The sequence below is a fragment of the Amycolatopsis sp. cg5 genome, assembly GCF_041346955.1.
Lineage (GTDB): Bacteria > Actinomycetota > Actinomycetes > Mycobacteriales > Pseudonocardiaceae > Amycolatopsis.
Map to the genome: position 1 here is coordinate 706,066 of NZ_CP166849.1, position 21,628 is coordinate 727,693.

The 21,628-nt window shown below is 68.7% G+C and carries 21 protein-coding genes; 15 read left to right on the top strand and 6 right to left on the bottom strand.

The window, feature by feature from the left end; genetic code table 11:
- Nucleotides 1–16: 16 nt before the first annotated feature.
- Nucleotides 17–1,147: a glycosyltransferase gene (locus AB5J62_RS03580; protein ID WP_370946647.1), complete on the top strand. Its 1,131-nt coding sequence runs from the start codon at nt 17–19 to the stop codon at nt 1,145–1,147.
- Nucleotides 1,148–1,203: 56 nt separating this feature from the next.
- Here AB5J62_RS03580 and AB5J62_RS03585 read toward each other — a convergent pair whose 3' ends face one another.
- Genes AB5J62_RS03585 through AB5J62_RS03595 form a run of 3 tightly spaced genes read right to left on the bottom strand, consistent with a single transcriptional unit; the run spans nt 1,204 to nt 3,372 of the window.
- Nucleotides 1,204–1,983: a purine-nucleoside phosphorylase gene (locus AB5J62_RS03585; RefSeq protein ID WP_370946649.1), complete on the bottom strand. Its 780-nt coding sequence runs from the start codon at nt 1,981–1,983 to the stop codon at nt 1,204–1,206.
- Nucleotides 1,976–2,407: an ABA4-like family protein gene (locus AB5J62_RS03590; protein ID WP_370950167.1), complete on the bottom strand. Its 432-nt coding sequence runs from the start codon at nt 2,405–2,407 to the stop codon at nt 1,976–1,978. The genes AB5J62_RS03585 and AB5J62_RS03590 overlap by 8 nt, the downstream gene beginning before the upstream one ends.
- Nucleotides 2,407–3,372, bottom strand: a complete 966-nt coding sequence (locus tag AB5J62_RS03595) for a hypothetical protein (protein WP_370946650.1) — start codon at nt 3,370–3,372, stop codon at nt 2,407–2,409. Before AB5J62_RS03595 ends, AB5J62_RS03590 begins: the two co-directional genes overlap by 1 nt.
- Before the next feature lie 100 nt (nt 3,373–3,472).
- Between AB5J62_RS03595 and AB5J62_RS03600 the strand changes: the two genes are divergently transcribed.
- Nucleotides 3,473–4,096, top strand: a complete 624-nt coding sequence (locus AB5J62_RS03600; RefSeq protein WP_370946651.1) for a MerR family transcriptional regulator — start codon at nt 3,473–3,475, stop codon at nt 4,094–4,096.
- Here AB5J62_RS03600 and AB5J62_RS03605 read toward each other — a convergent pair.
- Complete coding sequence (locus AB5J62_RS03605; RefSeq protein WP_370946652.1) at nt 4,093–5,817, bottom strand: serine/threonine-protein kinase; 1,725 nt, start codon at nt 5,815–5,817, stop codon at nt 4,093–4,095. The two genes, AB5J62_RS03600 and AB5J62_RS03605, sit on opposite strands and share 4 nt — an antisense overlap.
- A gap of 117 nt (nt 5,818–5,934) precedes the next feature.
- Between AB5J62_RS03605 and AB5J62_RS03610 the strand changes: the two genes are divergently transcribed.
- From AB5J62_RS03610 to AB5J62_RS03635, 6 genes are all read left to right on the top strand, one after another.
- Nucleotides 5,935–7,776, top strand: a complete 1,842-nt coding sequence (locus AB5J62_RS03610; protein WP_370946653.1) for a methylmalonyl-CoA mutase family protein — start codon at nt 5,935–5,937, stop codon at nt 7,774–7,776.
- Nucleotides 7,773–9,935 carry a methylmalonyl-CoA mutase gene (gene scpA / locus AB5J62_RS03615; RefSeq protein WP_370946654.1) on the top strand — a complete coding sequence of 721 codons (2,163 nt, stop codon included), beginning with the start codon at nt 7,773–7,775 and terminating at the stop codon, nt 9,933–9,935. The genes AB5J62_RS03610 and scpA overlap by 4 nt, the downstream gene beginning before the upstream one ends.
- 3 nt (nt 9,936–9,938) lie before the next feature.
- A complete protein-coding gene (gene meaB, locus AB5J62_RS03620) occupies nt 9,939–10,934 on the top strand; it encodes a methylmalonyl Co-A mutase-associated GTPase MeaB (RefSeq protein WP_370946655.1) in 996 nt (331 codons plus the stop codon).
- Nucleotides 10,931–11,206, top strand: a complete 276-nt coding sequence (locus AB5J62_RS03625; RefSeq protein ID WP_370946656.1) for a hypothetical protein — start codon at nt 10,931–10,933, stop codon at nt 11,204–11,206. The genes meaB and AB5J62_RS03625 overlap by 4 nt, the downstream gene beginning before the upstream one ends.
- Before the next feature lie 200 nt (nt 11,207–11,406).
- Complete coding sequence (locus tag AB5J62_RS03630) at nt 11,407–12,690, top strand: M20 family metallopeptidase (RefSeq protein ID WP_370946657.1); 1,284 nt, start codon at nt 11,407–11,409, stop codon at nt 12,688–12,690.
- A gap of 289 nt (nt 12,691–12,979) precedes the next feature.
- Nucleotides 12,980–13,786, top strand: a complete 807-nt coding sequence (locus AB5J62_RS03635) for an endonuclease domain-containing protein (RefSeq protein ID WP_370946658.1) — start codon at nt 12,980–12,982, stop codon at nt 13,784–13,786.
- Nucleotides 13,787–13,884: 98 nt separating this feature from the next.
- Here AB5J62_RS03635 and AB5J62_RS03640 read toward each other — a convergent pair whose 3' ends face one another.
- The gene (locus tag AB5J62_RS03640; protein ID WP_218134893.1) at nt 13,885–14,337 is read right to left on the bottom strand and encodes a gamma-glutamylcyclotransferase; all 453 of its coding nucleotides are present in this window, start codon (nt 14,335–14,337) and stop codon (nt 13,885–13,887) included.
- A 119-nt stretch (nt 14,338–14,456) separates the two neighbouring features.
- Here AB5J62_RS03640 and AB5J62_RS03645 point away from each other — a divergent pair, with 119 nt between their 5' ends.
- The 7 genes from AB5J62_RS03645 (at nt 14,457) to AB5J62_RS03675 (ending at nt 20,040) form a co-directional block, all read left to right on the top strand.
- Nucleotides 14,457–15,860 (top strand): NAD(P)H-quinone dehydrogenase, encoded by a 1,404-nt coding sequence (locus AB5J62_RS03645; protein ID WP_370946660.1) that lies wholly within the window; start codon nt 14,457–14,459, stop codon nt 15,858–15,860.
- Between the two features lie 64 nt (nt 15,861–15,924).
- Entirely contained in the window at nt 15,925–16,377 is a 453-nt protein-coding gene (locus AB5J62_RS03650; protein ID WP_370946661.1) for a hypothetical protein, read from the top strand.
- Between the two features lie 546 nt (nt 16,378–16,923).
- On the top strand, nt 16,924–17,502 hold the full coding sequence (locus AB5J62_RS03655; RefSeq protein ID WP_370946662.1) for a hypothetical protein: 579 nt from the start codon (nt 16,924–16,926) through the stop codon (nt 17,500–17,502).
- 51 nt (nt 17,503–17,553) lie between these two features.
- Nucleotides 17,554–17,964, top strand: coding sequence for a hypothetical protein (locus AB5J62_RS03660; RefSeq protein ID WP_370946663.1), 411 nt, complete (start codon nt 17,554–17,556; stop codon nt 17,962–17,964).
- A 67-nt stretch (nt 17,965–18,031) separates the two neighbouring features.
- Nucleotides 18,032–18,490: a hypothetical protein gene (locus AB5J62_RS03665; protein ID WP_370946664.1), complete on the top strand. Its 459-nt coding sequence runs from the start codon at nt 18,032–18,034 to the stop codon at nt 18,488–18,490.
- Nucleotides 18,491–18,680: 190 nt separating this feature from the next.
- Nucleotides 18,681–19,283, top strand: coding sequence for a hypothetical protein (locus AB5J62_RS03670; protein ID WP_370946666.1), 603 nt, complete (start codon nt 18,681–18,683; stop codon nt 19,281–19,283).
- Between the two features lie 133 nt (nt 19,284–19,416).
- A complete protein-coding gene (locus AB5J62_RS03675) occupies nt 19,417–20,040 on the top strand; it encodes a class F sortase (protein ID WP_370946667.1) in 624 nt (207 codons plus the stop codon).
- A gap of 79 nt (nt 20,041–20,119) precedes the next feature.
- Here the strand turns inward: AB5J62_RS03675 and glpK are convergent, their stop codons facing one another.
- On the bottom strand, nt 20,120–21,625 hold the full coding sequence (gene glpK, locus AB5J62_RS03680; RefSeq protein WP_370946669.1) for a glycerol kinase GlpK: 1,506 nt from the start codon (nt 21,623–21,625) through the stop codon (nt 20,120–20,122).
- Nucleotides 21,626–21,628 lie beyond the last annotated feature (3 nt).

Here is a 21,628-nt window from a genome sequence, read left to right on the forward strand (position 1 = left end):
GGGTACGTTGTAAAGGGTGAAATTGTTGTTCACCTCTCTGGGGTCACACGGTCATACCTATCCCTTACTCCCGCTCGCCGTCGCCGCCCGCAAAGCCGGGCATGAGGTCGTTTTCGCGACAGGTGAAGCAATGTTGCCCGGCCTGCGCAAGGCCGGACTGGACACCGCGTCCGTCACGATCGACATTTCCGCCGGGTTCGCCAAGGTCATGGGCGACCGCACCGGGCCGCCGCCGGAAGACGAGCTGCCGCGGATCGTCGCCATGGTCTTCGGCGACGCGCTGCCGCGCTTGGCCGTCGAAAAGCTGAAGCCGGTGCTGGAAGCCGAGAAACCCGACCTCGTCGTCTACGAATCCGGCAACCCCGGCGGTGGTTTCGCCGCCAAGCTGGCCGGGATTCCCGCGCTGGCGCACGGTTTCGGCCGGGTCTCCGTCAGCGCGCTCACCGAGGACATTTCAAAACCGCTGCAGGCGTACGCCGCTGAGCTCGGCATCGAGCTGGCCGGGCCGTTCTCGCTCGGCGACCCGTACATCGACATCTGCCCGGAATCGGTGCAGTCGCCCGATTTTCTCGCCTCCGCCGACCGCATCCCGCTGCGCCCGGTCGGCTGGAACGAACCCGGTGAGCTGCCCGCGCTCGTCCACGAGGACGAGCCGCTGGTCTATCTCACCCTCGGCACCGCGTTCGGCAACGTCGACGTGCTCAAGGGCGCGATCGAAGGACTCGCCAAGCTCCCGGTGAACGTGCTGGTCGCGGCGGGCCCGTCCGTCGACGTCGACGCGCTCGGTGGCGTGCCGCCGAACGTCCACCTGTCGGCCTGGGTGCCGCAGGCTGACCTGCTGCCGCACGTCGCGCTCGTCGTGCACCACGGCGGCAGCGGCACCACGCTGGGCACGTTCGGCGCGGGCCTGCCGCAGCTGGTCATCCCGCAGGGCGCCGACCAGTTCACCAACGCCGAAGCCGTGCTCGCCGCGGGCGTCGGCACGCGCCTGCTGCCGGACGAGTTCACCGCCGAGGCCGTCTACACCCAGGGCAAGGCGTTGCTGTCCGACGAAACCGTCCAGGCGACCGCGAAGCGCCTCGCCGAAGAGATCGCCGCCATGCCCTCACCCGAAGACGTCGCGGCCAGGCTCCCGAATTACGTGTAGACCGCGATAAAGCGGGCTTTACTCCGCGGAGTAAAGCCCGCTTTATCCCGCTAACCCTAGGCGCGCGCGACCAGGTCGCGCAGCAGCGTGCCCATGCGGGTCGCCGAAGCGCGGCCCGCTTCGAGCACCTCTTCGTGGTTCAGCGGCTCGCCGGTGATGCCGGCTGCCAGGTTCGTCACCAGCGAAAGCCCGAACACCTCGACGCCGGCCGCGCGCGCGGCGATGGCCTCGAGCACGGTCGACATGCCGACCAGGTCCGCGCCCATGGTGCGGAGCATGCGGATCTCGGCCGGGGTCTCGAAGTGCGGACCGGGCAGCCCGGCGTAGACGCCCTCGGCCAGCGTCGGGTCGATCTCCTGCGCCAGCGCGCGCAGGCGCGGGGAGTACAGGTCCGTCAGGTCGACGAAGTTCGCGCCGACGATCGGGGAGCGCGCGGTCAGGTTCAGGTGGTCCGAGATCAGCACCGGCTGACCGACCGTGAAACCTTCACGCAGGCCGCCTGCCGCGTTGGTCAGCAGCACCGACTTCGCGCCGGCCGCGGCGGCGGTGCGTACGTTGTGCACCACCGGGTCCATGCCCTTGCCCTCGTACAGGTGCGTGCGGCCGAGCAGCACCAGCGCGTGCTTGTCGCCGATCTTCACCGACCGCGCGGTGCCGCCGTGGCCGACGGCGCCCGGCGTGACGAATCCCGGCAGTTCGCCGAGCGGGATCTCCGCGGTCGGCTCGCCGATGACGTCGGCGGCGGGGCGCCAGCCGGAGCCCAGCACCACCGCGATGTCGTGTTGGGCGACGCCGGTCCGTTCGGCGATGACGGCGGCGGCTTCGTTCTCACTCATGAACCGCAGCGTATCCGGGCTCGCTGCGTGACCGTTCCCGTACGGCCAGGAACAGCAGCACGCCGATCGGGGACAGGAAGATCGTCAGCAGCAGGATCAGGCTGACGAGCACCGGGTGGACGCCCCGCTCGCGTCCCTGCAGGTACATCCACCTGCCGATGAACAGGTCGAAGCAGACCACGTGCGCCCAGATCGCCGCCGCGCCGTACGGCTGGGCGAGAAACGCTTGCAGCGCACCGAGATCCGGCCTGGACACGACCGTCCACAGTTCACCGAAGTGCGGCACCACGAACCAGAAGTACGAGATCAGCGGCAGCGTGGTCACCCACGGCGAGGCGACGATCTTGCGCGTCCATCCCCAGGTGGGCGCGAGGATCATCACCGCCCAGAACGGCGCTGCCAGGTAAAAGGCCAAGTCGAACATCACGCCGCCACCAGATCACGGTCGTCGGCCGGGGTCGAGACGGCCCACAGGCCGCCGATCACCGCGAGCCCGGTGAGGCCCGCCAAGGCCAGCCAGGTCAGCCCGTCCGGGTGAATCAGCGACTGGCCGCGCAGCGCCTGCCAGGTCACCAGCCCGGTGAGGCCCGCGTAGAACCCCGACGCGACGAACACCAGCCGCAGCCTGGCGATGTCCGAACGCAGCCGCGGGATCCGGGTCGCCAGCACACCGAGCAGCAGCACGAACAGCGGTAGCACCTGCAGCGCGTGCATGCCGACGAAGTGCGGGATCCGCAGGTCACCGCCGGTGGAGCTCCAGCCGGTGATCGGCATGATCGGGCCGCCGTCCTCGACGCCGACGCTGTGCGCGCCGATGAAGTCCGGCGCCGCGCCGCTCTTCATGCGCGCCATCTGCTGGGCGGTCGGGCTGGTCATCAGCTGGCCGAGGCCCAGCCCGATCACCGAGATCAGCCCGCCGAGCCGGATCGCCCACCGCGACGCCGCGTCGGCGATCTTCGCGCGGAACATCAGCGCGGTCAGTATCAGCGTGAAGACCCAGAGCACGGCGATCGACGAGCCCATGATCACCCAGAGCGTCGCGTCGAAGCTGTTGGCCACGTTGAAGTGCATGGCGTGCCCCCGCACCGCCTGCACGAGCAGCAACGCGTACTCGAGGAACAGGATCGCGACGATCCCGGTGGACAGCCGGTTCGCCCACTTCCGCCTGGGCAGCAGCGAGACCATCCAGCCCCAGGTCAGCCCGTAGATACCGATCGAGACCGCGAACTTGAACGGCTTGAGCCAGATGGGCGCGCCGATCAGCACCCGGTCGTCGAACACCAGTCCGCCGATGCTCACGACGGTCATCACCGCCATCGTCGCGGCCAGCACCATCATCGGCCGATGCCAGGTCGCCGTGCGTCGCAGCAGGTCACGTGCAGTGGACATGTCGTAGTCTCCCCAAGACGAATATGGATAGTGAAGCTCTCCGTTATGGGAAGCTATACTATCCATCCTGAGGATGTCCACAGGAAAGGTGAATCGCTCCATGCGCATGGCCGAGCTCAGCAGCGTGTCCGGGATCCCGGTCGCGACGATCAAGTACTACCTGCGTGAAGGCCTGCTGCAGCCCGGTGAACGCACCAGCCCGAACCAGGCGCGCTACGGCGAGGCGCACGTCCGGCGGCTCAAGCTGGTCCGCGCGCTGATCGACGTCGGCGGCCTGTCGATCGCCGCGGTGCAGGAGACGCTCGGCGCGATCGACGACCAGGTGTCCACCCACTCCGCGCTGGGTTTCGCGCAGAAGGGCATCGCGATGCCCGACGTCGTGGTCGACGACGAGACCCGCGACTGGGCGCTCGGCCTGATCAAAGGCGTCGCGGAGGAGCACGGCTGGGATCTCTGCAGCGAGGACCCGGCGATCGAGGTCCTCATCAGCGTGATGGGCGCCTTCCGCGACCTCGGCCACGAGTACATGCTCGACGGCCTGCCCCAGTACGCGAAGGCGTCGCGGCAGATCGCGGAGCAGGACCTGGCCAGCCTCGCCGGGATGCAGTCGGTCGAGCAGATCGTGGAGAGCGCCGCGGTCGGCACCGTGCTCGGCGACACGCTCCTGATGGCGCTACGCCGTCTCGCCCAGCAAGAGGTCTCGCACCGCGTCTACGGCGATTAGGCCTTCGTCGAGAAGGTCTGCGTGATCTTGTCGAACAGCTCCGTGCGGCCCGCCTGCTCCTGCTCGACCGGCACGGTCACCGACACCACCCACAGCGAGTTGTTCTGCCGGAAGACGTGCGCGAACGTCGTCCGCGTCGCCTTCGGCCGGTCCGGCGACGGCTCGCGCTCGGTCAGGAACCGGTCGCCGCCCGCCTCCTGGGTGCGGTAGGTGATCACGATGTCGTGGTCGCCGGTGCCGCGCCGGTCGATCTTGCCGGAGACCGGCCATGCCTGGCCCAGCCAGGTGAGGAACGCGTCGAGCTGCTGGTACCGGGGGTAGTAGTCGACGAACCGCTGCACGTTGACCGTGCGGGTGCCGTCCGGCGAGACGAACTGGACGACGGTGTTCGGCGCCAGCTTGCTCGACCCCGACTGCGTGACGAACTTGGCCCAGCCCTCGGGCGCCTTGATCGTGAACGATCCGCCCGCGGTGCCCTTGTTCGGGCTGGCTTCGCCTTCCTGGTCGACCAGGTTCAGCGGTTTGGCCGGAACGCCGGTCGAGGGCGCCGTCGACGTCGGCGCGCTCTTCGGCGGGGTGATCGACTTGCCGCCGACCGTCCTGGCCAGCGCGAACCCGCCGCCGGCCGCGAGCAGGAACAGCAGGATCGCGGTGAGGGTGAGTGCCAGCCCCGCGGTCAAGCTCCGGCCCTTGACCGGCGGCACGGGCGCGGCCGGGGGCGCCGAGTCCGTCAAGAACGGCAGCGGTCCCGGGTCCGACGCCAGCGCGGAACTGGTGTCCTCGGCCTTCTTCGGCGTGACCTTGATGACCTGCGTGTCCGTCGGCGCGGGCTGCGCGGAGGTCTTCTTGCCGTCCGGGGTGTGGAAAAGCTCGGCGGGGAAGGTGTCGTGCGGGCTCTTCGGCTGCAGCGAGTGCAGGCGCTGGCGCACCTCGCGCAGCGAGAGCCGCGCGGTCGGCTCCTTGTCCATCAGCGCGATGATGATCTCGGCCAGCGGCCCGTCCGACGGTTTCGGCACATCACCGTTGACGACCTTGCCGACCGTCTCCAGCGGGTCGCCGTCGGCGTCGTAGGGCGGGCTGCCCTCGACGGCGGCGAACAGCGTCGCGCCGAGGCCCCACAGGTCGGCGCCGCCGGTCACCGCGCCACCGGAGGCGACCTCCGGCGCGATGTAGGCGGGCGAACCCAGCATGATGCCGGTCTTCGTCATGGTCGACTCGGACACGTTGCGCGCGATGCCGAAGTCGGTGAGCTTGATGCGGCCGTCCTCGGCGATCAGCACGTTGCCCGGCTTCACGTCACGGTGCGTGATCCCGGAGGCGTGCGCGGCCTGCAGCGCGGCGGCGACGGCGCTGCCGACGGCGGCGGCCTGTTCGACGCTCAGCGGGCCGTGGTCGCGCAAGACCTCTGAAAGGCTGCGTGAGGGCAGCAGCTCCATCACCACGAACGGATCGCCGTTCTCGCTGGCGATGTCGTGCAGGATGATCACGTTCGGGTGGGAGAGCACGGCGATCGCGCGGGCTTCCCGCAGTGTCCGCTCACGGAGCTCGTCGACCTGTGCGGCCGGGATCCCGTGCGGCATCTTCATTTCCTTGACCGCGACCGGCCGGTGCAGGAACTCGTCGTAGGCGGACCAGACGGTGCCCATGGACCCGGAACCCAGCACCGAGCGCAGCCGGTAACGCCCGGCCACGACGCGAGGCTGTTCGCTGGAGGTCGACACCCCCTGATTGTGTCGTATGCGGAGTTGACGGACTCAGCCAAGGTCGCGCCACGAACCGGTAAGCGCGACGAGACTCACAGGTGAGGGTGCGACGCTCGCGAACTACCATCGGCAGGTATGACCAACGTCGGTGAGGCCGAACCCGGCGAGCTCGCGCTCGCCGCCGAATTCGGTGGCGCGAGCCATGCGGGATGGCAGGAGCTCGTGGCCGGTGTCCTGCGGAAAAGCGGCGCGCTACCCGAGGACTTCGAAGGCGCTCCCGAGAGCAAGCTGGTCACCCGCACGTACGACGGACTGGAGATCCAGCCGCTGTACACGGCCGAGGACGCCACACCACCGGCCGGTTTCCCCGGCCTGTCGCCGTTCGTGCGCGGCGCGAAGCCGGAAGGCTCCGTCAGCACCGGCTGGGACGTCCGCGCGCTGCACGCCGACCCCGACCCGGCCGCCGCGAACAAGGCCGTGCTCGCCGATCTCGAAGGCGGCGTGACGTCGCTGTGGCTGCGGGTCCCGTCGTCGTCGCTGGCCGACGTGCTGAACGGCGTCTACCTGGAGCTCGCGCCCGTCGTGCTCGATCCCGGCGCCGACTTCGAGGCCGCCGCGACCGCGTTGACCGAGGTGCTGGCCGAGAAGGAGATCCCGGCCAGCGAGGCGAGCGGCACCGTCGGCGCCGACCCGATCGGGCTGCGCGCGCGTACCGGCGAGGCCGCCGACATCGCGCCCGCCGCCGAACTCGCCGTACGGCTGACCGGCAAATACCCGAAACTGCGGACACTCGTCGCGGACGGCCTGCCGTTCCACGAGGCAGGCGGCTCGGACGCGCAGGAACTCGGCGCGGCGATCGCGGTCGGCGTCGCGTACCTGCGAGCGCTGACCGAAGCCGGATTGAGCGTCGACGCGGCCGCCTCGCAGCTGGAGTTCCGGCTCGCCGCGAGCGCCGACCAGTTCCTGACGATCGCGAAGTTCCGCGCCGCGCGGCGGCTGTGGGCCCGCGTGACCGAGGTTTCCGGCGCGGCAGGCGCCGGCATGCGCCAGCACGCGGTGACCTCGCCGTCGATGCTGACCCAGCGTGACCCCTGGGTGAACATGCTGCGGACCACGGTCGCCTGCTTCGGCGCCGGGGTCGGCGGCGCCGACGCGATCACCGTGCTGCCGTTCGACGGCGCGATCGGGCTGCCGGACGCGTTCTCGCGGCGCATCGCGCGCAACACGCAGGCGATCCTGCTGGAGGAGTCGAATCTCGCCGGCGTGATCGACCCGGCAGGCGGGTCCTGGTACGTCGAGAACCTCACCGACCAGCTCGCGCACGCGGCCTGGCGCGAGTTCACCGAGATCGAGCGCGAAGGCGGGATCTCGGCGGTGCTGGCGTCGGGTTCGCTGGCCGGACGGCTGGCCGAGACCTGGGCCAAGCGGGCCAAGCGGATCGCCACCCGCAAGGACCCGATCACCGGGGTCAGCGAGTTCCCCAACCTGACCGAGAAGCCCGTGGTGCGCGCACAGTCCACTATGGACGTCCAAAATGGTGGGTTGCCCCGGGTCCGCTACGCGCAGGAGTTCGAGGCGCTGCGCGACGCGGCGGACGCCTACCGTGCCGAGCACGGCGCGCGGCCGCAGGTGTTCCTGGCGACGCTCGGGCCGGTCGCGGCGCACACCGCGCGCGCCGGTTTCGCCGCCAACCTGTTCCAGGCGGGCGGGCTGGAAGCCGTCAACCCCGGCGCGGTCGACGACATCGTGGCCGCGTTCAAGGCGAGCGGTACGCGGGTCGCCTGTATCTGCGGCAGCAACACTTCGTACGCCGAGGAAGCCGCGTCCGTCGCCACCGCGTTGAAGGACGCGGGCGCCGCCGCCGTTCTGCTGGCCGGCAAGGGTGACTACGCCGACGTCACCGGATATGTCTTCGCGGGCTGCGACGCACTCGAAGCCTTGACCGCTCTCCACGCGACTCTGGGAGTCACTCGATGAGCATTCCCGACTTTTCCGACGTCGAGCTGGGCACGCCGGAGCCTGCGGACGCCGCGGCCTGGAACGACGCGCTGCACGCGAGCACCGGCAAAGGCCCGGACGCGCTCTCGTGGGAGACGCCGGAGGGCATCGGCATCAAGCCGGTGTACACCGCCGACGATCTGTCCGATGTGGACTTCCTGGGCACCTACCCCGGTATCGCGCCGTACCTGCGCGGGCCGTACCCGACGATGTACGTCAACCAGCCGTGGACCATCCGGCAGTACGCGGGCTTCTCCACCGCCGAGGAGTCCAACGCCTTCTACCGCCGCAACCTCGCGGCAGGCCAAAAAGGACTGTCGGTCGCGTTCGACCTCGCCACCCACCGCGGCTACGACTCCGACCACCCGCGCGTCGCGGGCGACGTCGGCATGGCCGGAGTCGCGATCGACTCCATCTACGACATGCGCCAGCTCTTCGACGGCATCCCGCTGGACAAGATGTCCGTCTCGATGACGATGAACGGGGCGGTTCTCCCGGTACTCGCGTTGTACGTCGTCGCGGCGGAGGAACAAGGCGTCAAGCCGGAACAGCTGGCCGGGACCATCCAGAACGACATCCTCAAAGAGTTCATGGTCCGCAACACCTACATCTACCCGCCGCAGCCGTCCATGCGGATCATCTCCGACATCTTCGGCTACACCTCGCAGCACATGCCGAAGTACAACTCGATCTCCATTTCCGGCTACCACATGCAGGAAGCCGGGGCGACCGCCGACCTGGAGCTGGCGTACACCCTCGCCGACGGCGTCGAGTACATCCGCGCCGGTGTCGACGCCGGAATGGACGTCGACAAGTTCGCGCCGCGCCTGTCGTTCTTCTGGGCCATCGGGATGAACTTCTACATGGAGGTCGCGAAGATGCGCGCGGCCCGGCTGCTGTGGGCCAAGTTGGTCAAGCAGTTCGAGCCGAAGAGCTCGAAGTCGCTGTCGCTGCGCACGCATTCGCAGACCTCGGGCTGGTCGCTGACCGCGCAGGACGTCTACAACAACGTGGTGCGCACCTGCGTCGAGGCGATGGCCGCGACCCAGGGGCACACGCAGTCGCTGCACACCAACGCCTTGGACGAGGCGCTGGCGTTGCCGACCGACTTCTCCGCGCGGATCGCGCGCAACACGCAGCTGTTGCTGCAGCAGGAATCCGGCACCACGCGCGTCATCGACCCGTGGGGCGGCAGCGCGTTCATCGAGAAGCTGACCTACGACCTCGCGCGCAAGGCGTGGGCGCACATCACCGAGGTCGAGTCGGCAGGCGGCATGGCACGCGCGATCGACGCGGGCATCCCGAAGCTGCGGATCGAGGAGGCCGCCGCGCGCACCCAGGCGCGGATCGACTCCGGGCGTCAGCCGGTCATCGGGGTCAACAAGTACCTCGTAAGCGACGACGAGGCGATCGACGTTCTCAAGGTCGACAACGCGGGCGTGCGTACTCAGCAGCTTGAGAAGCTGCGAAGGCTGCGAGACGAGCGAGACGAAGAAGCGACCCAGGACGCCTTGCGAAGGCTTACCGCGGGCGCTGAGAGCGATGGCAACTTGCTAGCGCTTGCCATCGACGCGGCACGTGCGAAGGCGACAGTCGGCGAGATCTCCGACGCGCTTGAGAAGCCTTGGGGGCGCCACTCCGGCCAGATTCGTACGATCTCGGGTGTGTACCGCGACGAGGTCGGCAAGTCCCAGAACGTCGAGCAGGCGCGCTCGCTGGTCGAGGAGTTCGCCGCCGAGGAGGGCCGCCGCCCGCGCATCCTGGTCGCCAAGATGGGCCAGGACGGGCACGACCGCGGCCAGAAGGTGATCGCGACGGCGTTCGCCGACATCGGCTTCGACGTCGACGTCGGCCCGCTGTTCTCCACGCCGGGCGAGGTCGCGCGCCAAGCCGTCGAGGCGGACGTGCACGTGGTCGGCGTGTCCTCGCTCGCGGCAGGGCACCTCTCGCTGGTGCCCGCGCTGCGGCACGAGCTGGCCGAGCTGGACCGCTCCGACATCATGGTCGTGGTCGGCGGGGTCATCCCGCCGCAGGACTACGAGGAGCTGCGCGCGGCGGGCGCGGCGGCGATCTTCGGGCCGGGCACGGTCATCGCGGACGCGGCCATCGACCTGCTCGGCCAGCTCAAGGAGCACTGACCGTTGCCACGCAAGGTCGACGTCGCCGCGTACGCCAAAGGGGTGCTCGCGGGTGACCGCGGGACGCTGTCCAAGGCGATCACGCTGGTCGAGTCCAACCGGGACGATCACCGCGCGCAGGCGCAGGAGCTGCTGGTCGAGCTGCTGCCGCAGGCCGGTGGCGCGTGGCGGATCGGCATCACCGGCGTGCCCGGTGTCGGCAAGTCGACATTCATCGACCAGCTCGGCACCGACCTGACGGCGGCCGGGCATCGCGTCGCGGTGCTCGCCGTCGACCCGTCGTCGACGCGCACCGGCGGCTCGATACTCGGCGACAAGACGCGGATGGCCAGGCTGGCGGTCGACCCGTCGGCGTTCATCCGGCCGTCGCCGACGTCGGGGACGCTGGGCGGTGTCGCGCGCGCGACACGCGAGACGATGGTCCTGATGGAAGCCGCCGGTTACGACATCGTTCTGGTCGAAACGGTCGGGGTTGGACAGTCCGAAGTGACCGTGGCGAACATGGTCGACTGCTTTCTCTTCCTGACGCTGGCGCGCACCGGTGATCAGCTGCAGGGCATCAAGAAGGGCGTGCTGGAGCTCGCGGACGTCATCGCGGTCAACAAGGCCGACGGCGATCACGAGCGCGACGCCAAGCGGGCGGGCCGTGAGCTGGCAGGCGCGCTGCGGATGATCTACGGCCCCGACGCGCTCTGGACGCCGCCGGTGCTGACCTGCAGCGCGCTGACGAACGTCGGACTTGACACTGTTTGGGACCAAATCGGCAGGCATCGCAAGACGCTCGCCGAAGCCGGCCGGCTGGACGAATTGCGCCGCCGCCAACAGGTCGACTGGACCTGGGCGATGGTGCGGGAGCAACTGCTCGGCCGCCTTTCGGCGCATCCCGGCGTGCGCGCCGTGGTGCCCGAGGTCGAGCAGGCCGTGCGCGACGGGCGGTTGACCGCTACTTTGGCGGCGCAGCGGATCTTGGCTGCGTTTTCGGTGGAAGGAGGGGAATGAGCACGAAATTGCGAATCTTTTTCGTGTCCTGCGTGCTGGCGGTTTCGGCGTTCGGCGTTTCGCCCGCGCTCGCTGACGGCACCCCGGTCGCGGCATCCGTGCACGTCACAGCGCCGGCGCAGGTCGGACCGGGCCCCGTGCTGGACCCGGCGACGACCAGTGAGGCCGACAACCAGAAGACGAAGAACAAGCTGATCGCGGGTGGCGCCGCGGTCGTTCTGCTGCTCGTCGTGATCTGGGGAAGGCGCACCAGGTCCAAGAAGTCGACCTAGGCGCCAAACGGTCGAAAGGTAATCGGCAATCGGTTACGCCGAATTCCCTCACGCCGTTCAACGCAGATCCACTACCGGCCGTCTAGGGCCCCTCCGCTCAGTGCGCATGTCGCCGCCTGCATGGTGCACCATCGTCTGCAAATGCGTATGACAGATATCACTGAGCCAGCGGCAACTCGCGTTGCGGGAGGAGGTGCGGCGTGACCGTTCTCGATTCCAGGCCGGACATTCCAGGCGACCCCACGGGTCACGTGGCACCCGGTGCGTTGATCACCGAAGCCGGAGTCACCATGGCACCTGTGCAGGACCTGGGTGCCGGGCGTGGGCCGTACTGGCTCGACGACTGGCTGCGCGCGAACGCGGGCGACGTGATCGCGTGGCGCCGTCACATCCACGCCCACCCCGAGCTCTCGCGCTGCGAGTACGGCACCACCGAGCTCGTGATGAAGGTGCTGCGCGAAGTCGGCCTCAAGCCGTGGGTGCTTCCCGGCGGCACCGGCGTCGTCTGCGACATCGGCAAGGGCGACCGCTGCGTCGCGCTCCGCGCCGACATGGACGCGCTGCCGCTGACCGAGGCCACCGGCCTGTCGTACGCATCGGTGAACGACGGCGTCGCGCACGCCTGCGGCCACGACGCCCACACGGCGATCCTCATGGGCGCTGCCCGCGCGCTGGCCGACGCCCCCGAGCTGCCCGGCCGCATCCGCTTCATCTTCCAGCCTGCCGAAGAGGTCATGCCCGGCGGAGCGCTGGACATGATCGCCGCCGGCGCCCTCGAAGGCGTCGAGCGCATCTTCGGCCTGCACTGCGACCCCCGCGTCCCGGTCGGCCTGGTCGGCACCCGCGTCGGCGCGCTGACCTCCGCCGCCGACCTGATCGAGCTGCGTCTCACGTCGCCCGGCGGCCACACCTCCCGCCCCCATCTCACGGCCGACCTGGTCCACGCGCTCGGCACGGTCATCACGTCGCTGCCCTCGGTCCTCTCCCGCCGCGTCGACCCCCGCTCCGGCACCGTCCTGGTCTGGGGCGCCGTCCACGCGGGCCAGGCGGCCAACGCGGTCCCGCAGGACGGCCTCCTGCGCGGCACCCTCCGCACCGCCGACCACGAAGTCTGGACCGCCCTCGAGCCGCTGGTCGCCTCCTCGGTCGAGTCCCTGCTCGCCCCCACCGGCGTCGGCTTCTCGCTCGACTACCGCCGCGGCGTCCCCCCGGTCGTCTCCGACCCCGAAAGCACCTCCTTGCTGCGCGCCGGCGTCGAAGCCGCCCTGGGCGAACACGCCCTCACCTCGACCGAGCAGTCCTCAGGCGGCGAAGACTTCGGCTGGTACCTCGAGCACACCCAAGGCGCCTTCGCCCGCCTGGGCGTCTGGTCCGGCGAGGGCCCCCAATACGACATCCACCAACCCACCTTCGTCCTCGACGAACGCGCCCTCCTGGCCGGAACCCGAGTCCTGGTCCACGCAGCCCTAACCTCCCTCGCCTAGCCGTCCCGACTCCCCAGGTACGCGTGCCGACCCTTCCGGTACGCGTGCCGACCGCTCAGGCACGCGTGCCGTCTCTCTGGGTACACGTGTCGACCCCTATCGGGTGAACAGGTCCGCGAGGAGTTATCCACAGGTGGGGTAGTTATCCACAGATCGCGAAATTGCCTCTTCCGCTGACCCGGATGGATCTTCGATCCTCGAAGGCATGGTCAACTTAGGGGGAAGACACGGGGCGGCCTTGCGTAGTGAGGTCGTCCAAAGAATCGGTCGTCGCGCGTTCGACGAAGCGATGGCAGGCGGCGTGCTACTGCAGCCGTATCGAGGCGTTGTCGTTGACGCGGCTCAGGCACTGGATTTGACGACGCGAGCGCACGCGGCTCAGCTGGCCGTAGGTGATCCGTCGGCGCTTTCAGGAGCGACTTCTCTTGCGCTGCATGGGATTTCCGTCGTCGAAGACGCGAGCATCCACATCACCATCCCGCCATCGCGAAGAGTTAGAGCCAAGCCCGGTTTGGTCGTGCACCAGGCCGAGTACCGGGCGATGGACGTGATCGAACTCAACGAGTTGAGGGTGTGCTCGCTCGACCTGGCGCTGGCCGAGTTTTTGTCGAATGGCGACAAGAAGACAGCGTTCGCCGCACTCGACCAGGCGATGTTCGGGCTCAGCGAGGACCACCGCCGGAAGCTCAGGGACAACGTTCGGGACCGACTTTTCGAGCGTCCGGACAGGCGAGGTATCCACAGGGCGTTGATGCTGCTCGACCTGGCGACCGGCAAGGCCGAGTCGCCGCCGGAGAGCATCCTCCGGTTACTCGTCGTCGAGGCCGGATTTCCCGTACCGGAGGCTCAGTACGAGATCCACACCATCGACGGCAGGCGGCTGTACGTGTTGGATCTCGCGTGGCCTTCGTTGCGAATCGCGCTTGAGTACGACGGCTTCGCCGCGCATGAAGAGCGCAAGGACTACGACAGCGAGCGTGATGCCCGGCTGGCAGGTCGTGGCTGGATCACCATTCGCGCCGCGGCGGCTGATCTCCGGGATCCGAGTCGGGTGCTGCGTGAACTTCGGGTGGCTTTTGAGCGTCGGGCGCGATGAAGAGGCGTGCCTGAAGGGTCGGCACGCGTACCTGAGCAGTCGGCGCACGTGCCTGGAGGGTCGGCACGCGTACCCAGAGGGTCGGGACGGGCCGAGACCTAGCCGGTGATGCCTTGGCAGGGGCGGGTGCGGAGGGCGTCTACGTAGTCGACGGGGGCTCCGGCTGCTTCGGCGGCGTCGGCGAGGACGCCTAGGTAGCGGGCGGAGGGTAGGCCGCCTTCGTAGGCGTCGAGGACGTAGAGCCAGGCCAGGACCGAGCCGTCCATGGTCTGGACGCGGAGGCGGATCTTGTTGTGCATGCCCAGCTCGCCGCCTTCCCAGCGGTCGAGGCGGTCCTCGTCCAGTGAGATGACGTCGTAGAGGACGACGAAGACGCGGGAACCAGGGTCTTCGACGATGGTGGCGAGCGCGCCTTCCCAGCCGAGGTCTTCGCCTCCGAAGGTCAGTCTCCAGCCTTCGAGCCAGCCGGTGCCGGCCATCGGGGAATGCGGGGCGCGCTCCAGCATCTGGGCGGGCTCCATGTTGGATCCGTAAGCGGCATACAACGGCACGCCGCACAGCCTAGCGACACATCCCTCACCCGCTAGGACGCACTCGCCGAGTCCACCTAGGCTGAGCGTGTCGAACCGGGACAAGACCGGCGCGAGACCGGCCAAGGAGGAGGAATCAGGTGACCAGGATCGTGATCATGGGCGGAGGCCCGGCGGGTTACGAAGCGGCTCTGGTCGCCGCGCAGCATGGCGCGGACGTGACCATCGTCGAGCGGGACGGGCTCGGGGGCGCCTGCGTGCTGTACGACTGCGTGCCGTCCAAGACCTTCATCGCCTCCTCCGGCGCCCGCGCGAACATGCACGGCCTCGCTGAGCTGGGGATCCACACCGACCTGGCCGACACGAGCGTCGACCTGCCGACCGTCCACGGGCGCGTCAAGGGCCTCGCGCTCGCGCAGTCGGCGGACATCCGCGCCAGGGTGCAGCGCGAGGGCGTGCGCGTCCTCATCGGCCAAGCGCGCTTCTGTGACGAGGAGCCCGGCCTCGCCACGCACAAGGTCGCCGTCGAGTCGGAGAGCGGCGAAACCGAGGTGCTCGACGCCGACGTCGTGCTGATCTCGACCGGCGCGACCCCGCGCGTGTTGCCCGGCGCGGTGCCGGACGGCGAGCGCATCCTCGACTGGCGCCAGCTCTACGACCTGACCGAGCTCCCGGAGCACCTCGCGGTCATCGGCTCCGGCGTCACCGGCGCCGAGTTCGCCTCGGCGTACACCGAGATGGGCGTCAAGGTCACCGTCGTCTCCAGCCGCGACCGCGTGCTCCCGCACGAGGACGCCGACGCCGCCGCAGTGCTCGAGGAGGTCTTCTCCCAGCGCGGCACCACCGTCGCCAAGCACGCGCGCGCCGAGAAGGTCGAGCGCACCGACGCCGGCGTCAAGGTGCACCTCGCCGACGGCCGCGTGATCGAGGCCAGCCACGCGCTGATGACCGTCGGCTCGATCCCGAACACCGCCGACATCGGCCTGGACAAGGTCGGCATCGAGCCAGGCCCCGGTGGCTTCATCACCGTGGACCGCGTCTCGCGGACCAGCGTCTCCGGCATCTACGCGGCTGGCGACTGCACCGGCGTGCTCATGCTCGCCTCCGTGGCCAGCATGCAGGGCCGCATCGCCATGTGGCACGCGCTCGGCGAGGGCGTCGCCCCGATCAAGCTGAAGACCGTCGCCGCGAACGTCTTCACCCACCCGGAGATCGCCACCGTCGGCATCAGCCAGCAGGCGATCGACTCCGGTGAGGTGCCGGCCAGGACGATCATGCTCCCGCTCGCGACCAACGCCCGCGCGAAGATGGAGGGTCTCCGGCACGGCTTCGTGAAGCTGTTCTGCCGCCCCGCCACCGGCGTGGTCGTCGGCGGTGTGGTCGTGGCGCCCACGGCCAGCGAACTCATCCTTCCCATCGCGCTCGCCGTGCAGAACCAGCTCACAGTGGAACATCTGGCACTGACATTTTCGGTGTACCCGTCGCTGTCGGGGTCGATCACCGAGGCCGGTCGCCAGCTCATGCGCCACGACGATCTCGACTGAAGCAACCCGGCGCGAGGCCGCGACGTCTAGAGCGTGTCTGGGAAGCACGTTCTAGGGGTTTGAAGTGATCAAGAAGGCCGCTCTGGTCGCCGCGTTCGCCGGTATCGCCGCACTCGTCAGCCCGCTCGCCGGGCACGCGCAGCCGGAGAACGCGGGCAATGTCCAGCTCAACGCCGACACGGCCGTGCTGCACGGCCTCAAGGGCACCTACCAGGGCGACGGCAGTGACATCGCGCTCGGCGGGTGCACGGACGGCCTGAGCGCGCCCAAGACGACCCGGTTCACCTCGCCGGTGCTCACTTTCGACCACTACGACTTCGGCCCGCTGATCGGCGTGCCCGGCAACGTCACCGCTGAAGCCAAACTGAAGCCGGGGACAAAGCCGGGCCAGTACCCGCTCGTGCTCGAATGCGAAGGAAAGTCTTACACCGCAACGTTCACCGTCGCCAAGGGGCAGGTGGCCAAGGTGCCGTCCGGCGCCGCGCGCGCCGGTGACGGCAGCATGGCCACGTACTAGAACGGTCATCGCCACAGAACCGCCGTCGGGAACATTCCCGGCGGCGGTTTTTCGTGCGGGTTCCCGCCTCGAAGCTTCGCAACCTCACCGTGACCTGAAGGCGCAACCCGCCGCCAGGCCAGGCGTCTTTAGGGTGTCGGAACAAGGGGAACCGCTGGGGGAACAGCAAAGGGCCCATTTCGACGAATTCCCTCGCGCTGACGGCGGGCACGGCCCTCGCCACGACGGACCACGCGGTGCCGCACGTCGGCTTTCCCGGTCGTGCAGGTCAAGGCGCCGGTGAAGCAGGTCGTGAAGGTGCCCGCGGGCGCACCGCAGACCGGTGGCGGCGCGACCGCCTGACAATCGCGCAAAATGAGAACCGCCGACGGGATGGGTCCCCGTCGGCGGTTCTTTTTATGTCCGGAAACCTTCGATATTTCTTCGTTATGCGGCGACGCAACCCGGCCGTCGCGTGGACGTCTTCAAGGGTGTCGAAACAAGTTCGGCAAACTGGGGAAACAAATCTTCGCGGGTATTCCGCACATTCAGAACTGGGGAAGAACAATGAAGCGTGTCCAGATCGCCGCCGCCGGTCTCATCGTCGCGGGTTCCGCGCTCGCGCTCGGCGGGGTGGCGCAGGCCGCGGAGTACGCCGCCATCGGTGTGCTCGACAAGTCGATCGTCGCCGGGCAGGAAGTCGAGATCATGGGCGCCTGCTACAACACCGACGTCACCACGTACCGCTACACCTCGTCGCTGCTCGGCAGCGGGGACCTCGAGCTGTGGTCGTCCGACAACGGCGGCCGTGACCAGCACGTGGGTGCCATGGCGGTCATTCCGAAGACGGCCAAGCCGGGTAGCTACTCGATCTCCTTCGTCTGCAAGGGCAAGAAGGTTTCGAGCAGCTTCGTGGTCGAGCCCGCGAAGAAGGCGCCACCGAAGAAGGAGGCGCCCGCCAAGGCCGTGCCGAAGAAGGAAGCCGTCAAGCAGGTCGCCAAGGTGCCCGCGGGCGCGCCGCAGACCGGCGGCACCGACGACCCGGCCGACCACACCGCGGCGTTCGCGGTCGCCGGCGCGGCGGTGCTGGCGGCGGGCGGCGCCGGGTTCGTGGGCTATCGCCGCCGGATGGGGAAGAACGGCTAGCCGGACAACCATTCCGCGGGCCGGAACGTCAATCATGGTGTGGGGGTGGCCATGAGGAAAAGGACGATCGCCGGAATCACGGCCGGTCTGCTGGCCGTCACCGCCGGTGCGGCTCTCGCCGCGAAACCGTCCGAGGCGGGGTACGCGCCGTCCGCGAAGGTCTGGGTCGGCCAGCATGCCGCGGTGCCCGGTGCGGTCGTCAATGTGCACGGGGTATGCCGGAATTCGAAGGTTTCCGCGCTGACGTCACCGGTGCTGAACATCCGGTTCGATCGGACGGCGGGCGACGGGGTGCGGGACTATCTCGGTCAGGTGCGGGACGTGGCACCCGGCGGGTATCCGGTCGTGCTGACCTGCCAGGCCGCGGGTTCGGGGAGAATCGCCAGCGCCACCACCACTTTCCGAGTGTGGCCGAAGCAGATCGTGAAGGTGCCGAGTGGAGCGCCGCAGACCGGTTCGTGACCTCGTGCGCCAACCAAGTGCCGGAAACCGGAGTCGTAAAGGGAAACCACTATTCAAGGGGGTAACCATGAAGAAGACTCTGGTAGGCGCGCTCGTGGCGGGCATGCTGGCACTCACCGCGGGCACCGGAGCCGCGGCCGAGCCGACGACGGACGCGCCGCGACCGGAACAGCAGGTCAAACTGCCGAAGCCGACGCTGAAGCTCAGCCCCGGCTCGGTGCGTCCCGGTGGGGTGACGGTCGCGACCGGATACTGCTTCACCGACAGCGAGGTCAAGGTCACCGTTGCCAATGGCCTCGACAAGTACAGCCAGCACGGTGGCCCTGGAAAGAACGGTTTCGGGGCACCCGGCTCAGTGGTCGAGGCGTCCATCCGGGTGCTCGGGGGAACCAAGCCCGGCAATTACCCGGTCACGCTGGAATGTGACGGAACGAAGACGACCACGGTCCTCAAGGTCGTGCCCAAGCAGGTCGTGACGGTGCCGGCAGGTGCGCCGCAGACCGGCGGCGGTGGCGCCGCGCGGTAACCCGGAAAGACCGCCGCCGCCTGGATTTCCCCAGGCGGCGGCTTCTTTTCGCCGGGCCGACGCTTTTTCGTTATCCGGCGACGCAACCCGCTCGGCGGTCAGGCGTCTTTAAGGGTGTGAGAGCGAGACGGGGGTCTCGCGAAAAACATTCTGAAACAAACCACAGGATAATTCTGCTCAGGGGATAATCATGCGTAAGTCCATTGTCGCCGCCGGTCTCGCCGCGGGATTCGCTCTGCTCGGCCCGGCCGCCGCTTTCGCGGCCGACGAGCCCACGACCGACAAGACCACCACGACCACCACCAGTGAGGCGCCCGCGCCGGAGGAGCACGCCGGTGTGCCCAAGGCGTACCTGAAGGTCTCGCCGAAGGCCGCGAAGCCGGGGCAGAAGGTGATCGTCAGCGTCGGCTGTGACACCGAGCTGAACCTGAACTCGGCCGCGCTCGACATCGGCCGCACGCACCCGGTCGGACCGCAGCATGACCCGAGCGTCGCGCCTGAGCAGCAGGCCAGCGCGGTCGTGAAGAACGTCAAGCCCGGCACGTACGCCGTCACCTACGAATGCGGCCGGGGCACCGTGATCATGACGAAGTTCACCGTGCTGCCTGCCGACCAGGCCAAGGAGCCCGCCAAGCAGGTCACCAAGGTCCCGGCAGGCGCGCCGCAGACCGGTGGCTCCGACGGCCCGGCCGACTACACCGCGCTCGTCGTCGGCCTCACCGGCGCTGGCGTGCTCGCGACCGCCGGCGGGGTCGGTTACGCCGCGTACCGCCGCCGCGGCGCGAAGAACTGAGCCTGAGGCAGGGCAACCGGTAGGCGCCCGGCGGCGTCTACCAGACGTGGGTTCAGGGGGACGGGCTCGCCTCGCGGGGGGCGAGGCGAGCCCGAAATTCATTCACACACAGGGATTTCGAGGGACAGGGACCATGAAGAACTTCTTCCGAGGCAGGCGGGGACTCCTCACGCTGGCCCTCGTCATATTCGGCGCGCTCACGTTCACGCTGAGCGGGTGCGCCGGGGACGCGCAGCCGCCACAGCCGGTGGCGGCGCAGCAGGACCAGCAGGTCGCACCGGAAGAGGGAGGCGGTGCGGCCGGGCTGGCGAAGTCGGAGCCGGTTTCGGTGGACGTGCCCAAGATCGGCGCGAAGTCGACGCTCGTGCCGCTCGGGCTCAACCCGGACAACACCGTCGAGGTGCCGCCGGTCACGCAGCCGATGCAGGCCGGTTGGTACAAGAACGGGCCGACGCCCGGTGAGATCGGGCCCGCGGTGATCCTCGGGCACGTCGACGGCAACAAGCAGCCCGGCATCTTCTACAAGCTGAAGGAAATGGCACCCGGCGACAAGATTTCCGTTGCCAGGAAAGACGGTTCGACCGTGGAGTTCGTGGTGACGAAGGTCGACCAGATCGCGAAGGACACGTTCCCGACCGACGCCGTCTACGGCGACACCGAGGACGCGCAGCTGCGCCTGATCACCTGCGGCGGCGCCTTCGACAAGGCCGCGCACAGCTACAAGGACAACATCATCGTCTACGCGAAGCTGGCCTGATCGGGATAAAGCGGGCTTTACCTCGCGAAGTAAAGCGGGCTTTATCCCGGGGGATAAAGCCCGCTTTATCGCGGCCTGGCTAGTCGACCCAGTCGAAGGTCTTGGTGACGGCCTTCTTCCAGTTCTGGTACTCGGACTCGCGGCGGGTCTCGTCCATCGCCGGGTCCCACTGCTTGTCCTGCGCCCAGTTGGTGCGGATGTCGTCCTCGCTGGCCCAGAAACCGACGGCCAGGCCCGCGGCGTAGGCGGCGCCGAGCGCGGTGGTCTCGTTGACCACCGGCCGGATCACCGGCACGCCGAGGATGTCCGCCTGGAACTGCATGAGCAGCTCGTTGACGACCATGCCGCCGTCCACCTTGAGCGATTTCAGCGGGACACCGGAGTCGGCGTTCATCGCGTCGATCACCTCACGCGACTGGAAGGCCGTGGCCTCCAGCACCGCGCGGGCCAGGTGGCCCTTGTTGACGAACCGGGTGAGCCCGACGATCGCGCCGCGCGCGTCCGAGCGCCAGTACGGCGCGAACAGGCCGGAGAACGCGGGCACGAAGTACGCGCCGCCGTTGTCCTCGACACTGCGGGCGTGCTCCTCGATCTCGGCGGCGGTGCCGATGAGGCCGAGGTTGTCGCGCAGCCACTGCACCAGCGAGCCGGTGACGGCGACCGAGCCTTCGAGCGCGTAGATCGTGTCGTTGTTCCCGATCTTGTAGCAGACGGTGGTGAGCAGGCCGTTCTGCGACATGACCTTGTCGGTGCCGGTGTTCAGCAGCATGAAGTTGCCGGTGCCGTAGGTGTTCTTGGCTTCACCCGGCGAAAGGCACGCCTGCCCGAACGTCGCGGCCTGCTGGTCGCCGAGGATGCCCGCGATCGGCACGCCGGCCAGCGCGCCCTTTTCGCGGACCTTGCCGTACTCCTCCGACGACGACCGGATCTCCGGCAGCATCGACAGCGGGATGGTCATCTCGCCGGCGATCTCGGCGTCCCAGGCCAGGGTGTCGAGATCCATCAGCATGGTGCGCGACGCGTTCGTCGGGTCGGTGACGTGGATGCCGCCGTCGGCCCCGCCGGTCATGTTCCACAGGACCCAGGTGTCCATGTTGCCGAACAGCAGGTCGCCCGCTTCCGCCTTCTCGCGCGCGCCTTCGACGTTGTCCAGGATCCACTTGATCTTCGGGCCCGAGAAGTAGGTCGCCAGCGGCAGGCCGACCTTCTGGCGGTAGCGCTCCTGCCCGCCGCCGAGCGCGCCCAGCTCGTTGACGATCTTGTCGGTGCGCGTGTCCTGCCACACGATCGCGTTGTAGACCGGCTTGCCCGTGGTCTTGTCCCACACCAGCGTGGTCTCACGCTGGTTGGTGATGCCGACCGCGACGATGTCGCTGGCGCTCAGGTCGGCCTTCGCGAGCGCGCCGGCGGCGACGGCGCGCGTGTTCTCCCAGATCTCCTCCGCGTTGTGCTCGACCCAGCCCGCTTTGGGGAAGATCTGCTCGTGCTCACGCTGGTCTGAGGCGACGACCCGGCCGGAGTGGTCGAAGATCATGGCCCTCGTCGACGTGGTGCCCTGGTCGATCGCGGCTACATACGACGTCATTCG

What these genes read in the sequence shown, in the direction of transcription:
- AB5J62_RS03585 (WP_370946649.1), bottom strand. Translation starts at nt 1,983, where the DNA reads ATGAGTGAGAACGAAGCCGCCGCCGTCATCGCCGAACGGACCGGCGTC.
- AB5J62_RS03590 (WP_370950167.1), bottom strand. Translation starts at nt 2,407, where the DNA reads ATGTTCGACTTGGCCTTTTACCTGGCAGCGCCGTTCTGGGCGGTGATG.
- AB5J62_RS03595 (WP_370946650.1), bottom strand. Translation starts at nt 3,372, where the DNA reads ATGTCCACTGCACGTGACCTGCTGCGACGCACGGCGACCTGGCATCGG.
- AB5J62_RS03600 (WP_370946651.1), top strand. Translation starts at nt 3,473, where the DNA reads ATGCGCATGGCCGAGCTCAGCAGCGTGTCCGGGATCCCGGTCGCGACG.
- AB5J62_RS03610 (WP_370946653.1), top strand. Translation starts at nt 5,935, where the DNA reads ATGACCAACGTCGGTGAGGCCGAACCCGGCGAGCTCGCGCTCGCCGCC.
- scpA (WP_370946654.1), top strand. Translation starts at nt 7,773, where the DNA reads ATGAGCATTCCCGACTTTTCCGACGTCGAGCTGGGCACGCCGGAGCCT.
- AB5J62_RS03625 (WP_370946656.1), top strand. Translation starts at nt 10,931, where the DNA reads ATGAGCACGAAATTGCGAATCTTTTTCGTGTCCTGCGTGCTGGCGGTT.
- AB5J62_RS03635 (WP_370946658.1), top strand. Translation starts at nt 12,980, where the DNA reads ATGGCAGGCGGCGTGCTACTGCAGCCGTATCGAGGCGTTGTCGTTGAC.
- AB5J62_RS03655 (WP_370946662.1), top strand. Translation starts at nt 16,924, where the DNA reads ATGAAGCGTGTCCAGATCGCCGCCGCCGGTCTCATCGTCGCGGGTTCC.
- AB5J62_RS03660 (WP_370946663.1), top strand. Translation starts at nt 17,554, where the DNA reads ATGAGGAAAAGGACGATCGCCGGAATCACGGCCGGTCTGCTGGCCGTC.
- AB5J62_RS03665 (WP_370946664.1), top strand. Translation starts at nt 18,032, where the DNA reads ATGAAGAAGACTCTGGTAGGCGCGCTCGTGGCGGGCATGCTGGCACTC.
- AB5J62_RS03670 (WP_370946666.1), top strand. Translation starts at nt 18,681, where the DNA reads ATGCGTAAGTCCATTGTCGCCGCCGGTCTCGCCGCGGGATTCGCTCTG.
- AB5J62_RS03675 (WP_370946667.1), top strand. Translation starts at nt 19,417, where the DNA reads ATGAAGAACTTCTTCCGAGGCAGGCGGGGACTCCTCACGCTGGCCCTC.
- glpK (WP_370946669.1), bottom strand. Translation starts at nt 21,625, where the DNA reads ATGACGTCGTATGTAGCCGCGATCGACCAGGGCACCACGTCGACGAGG.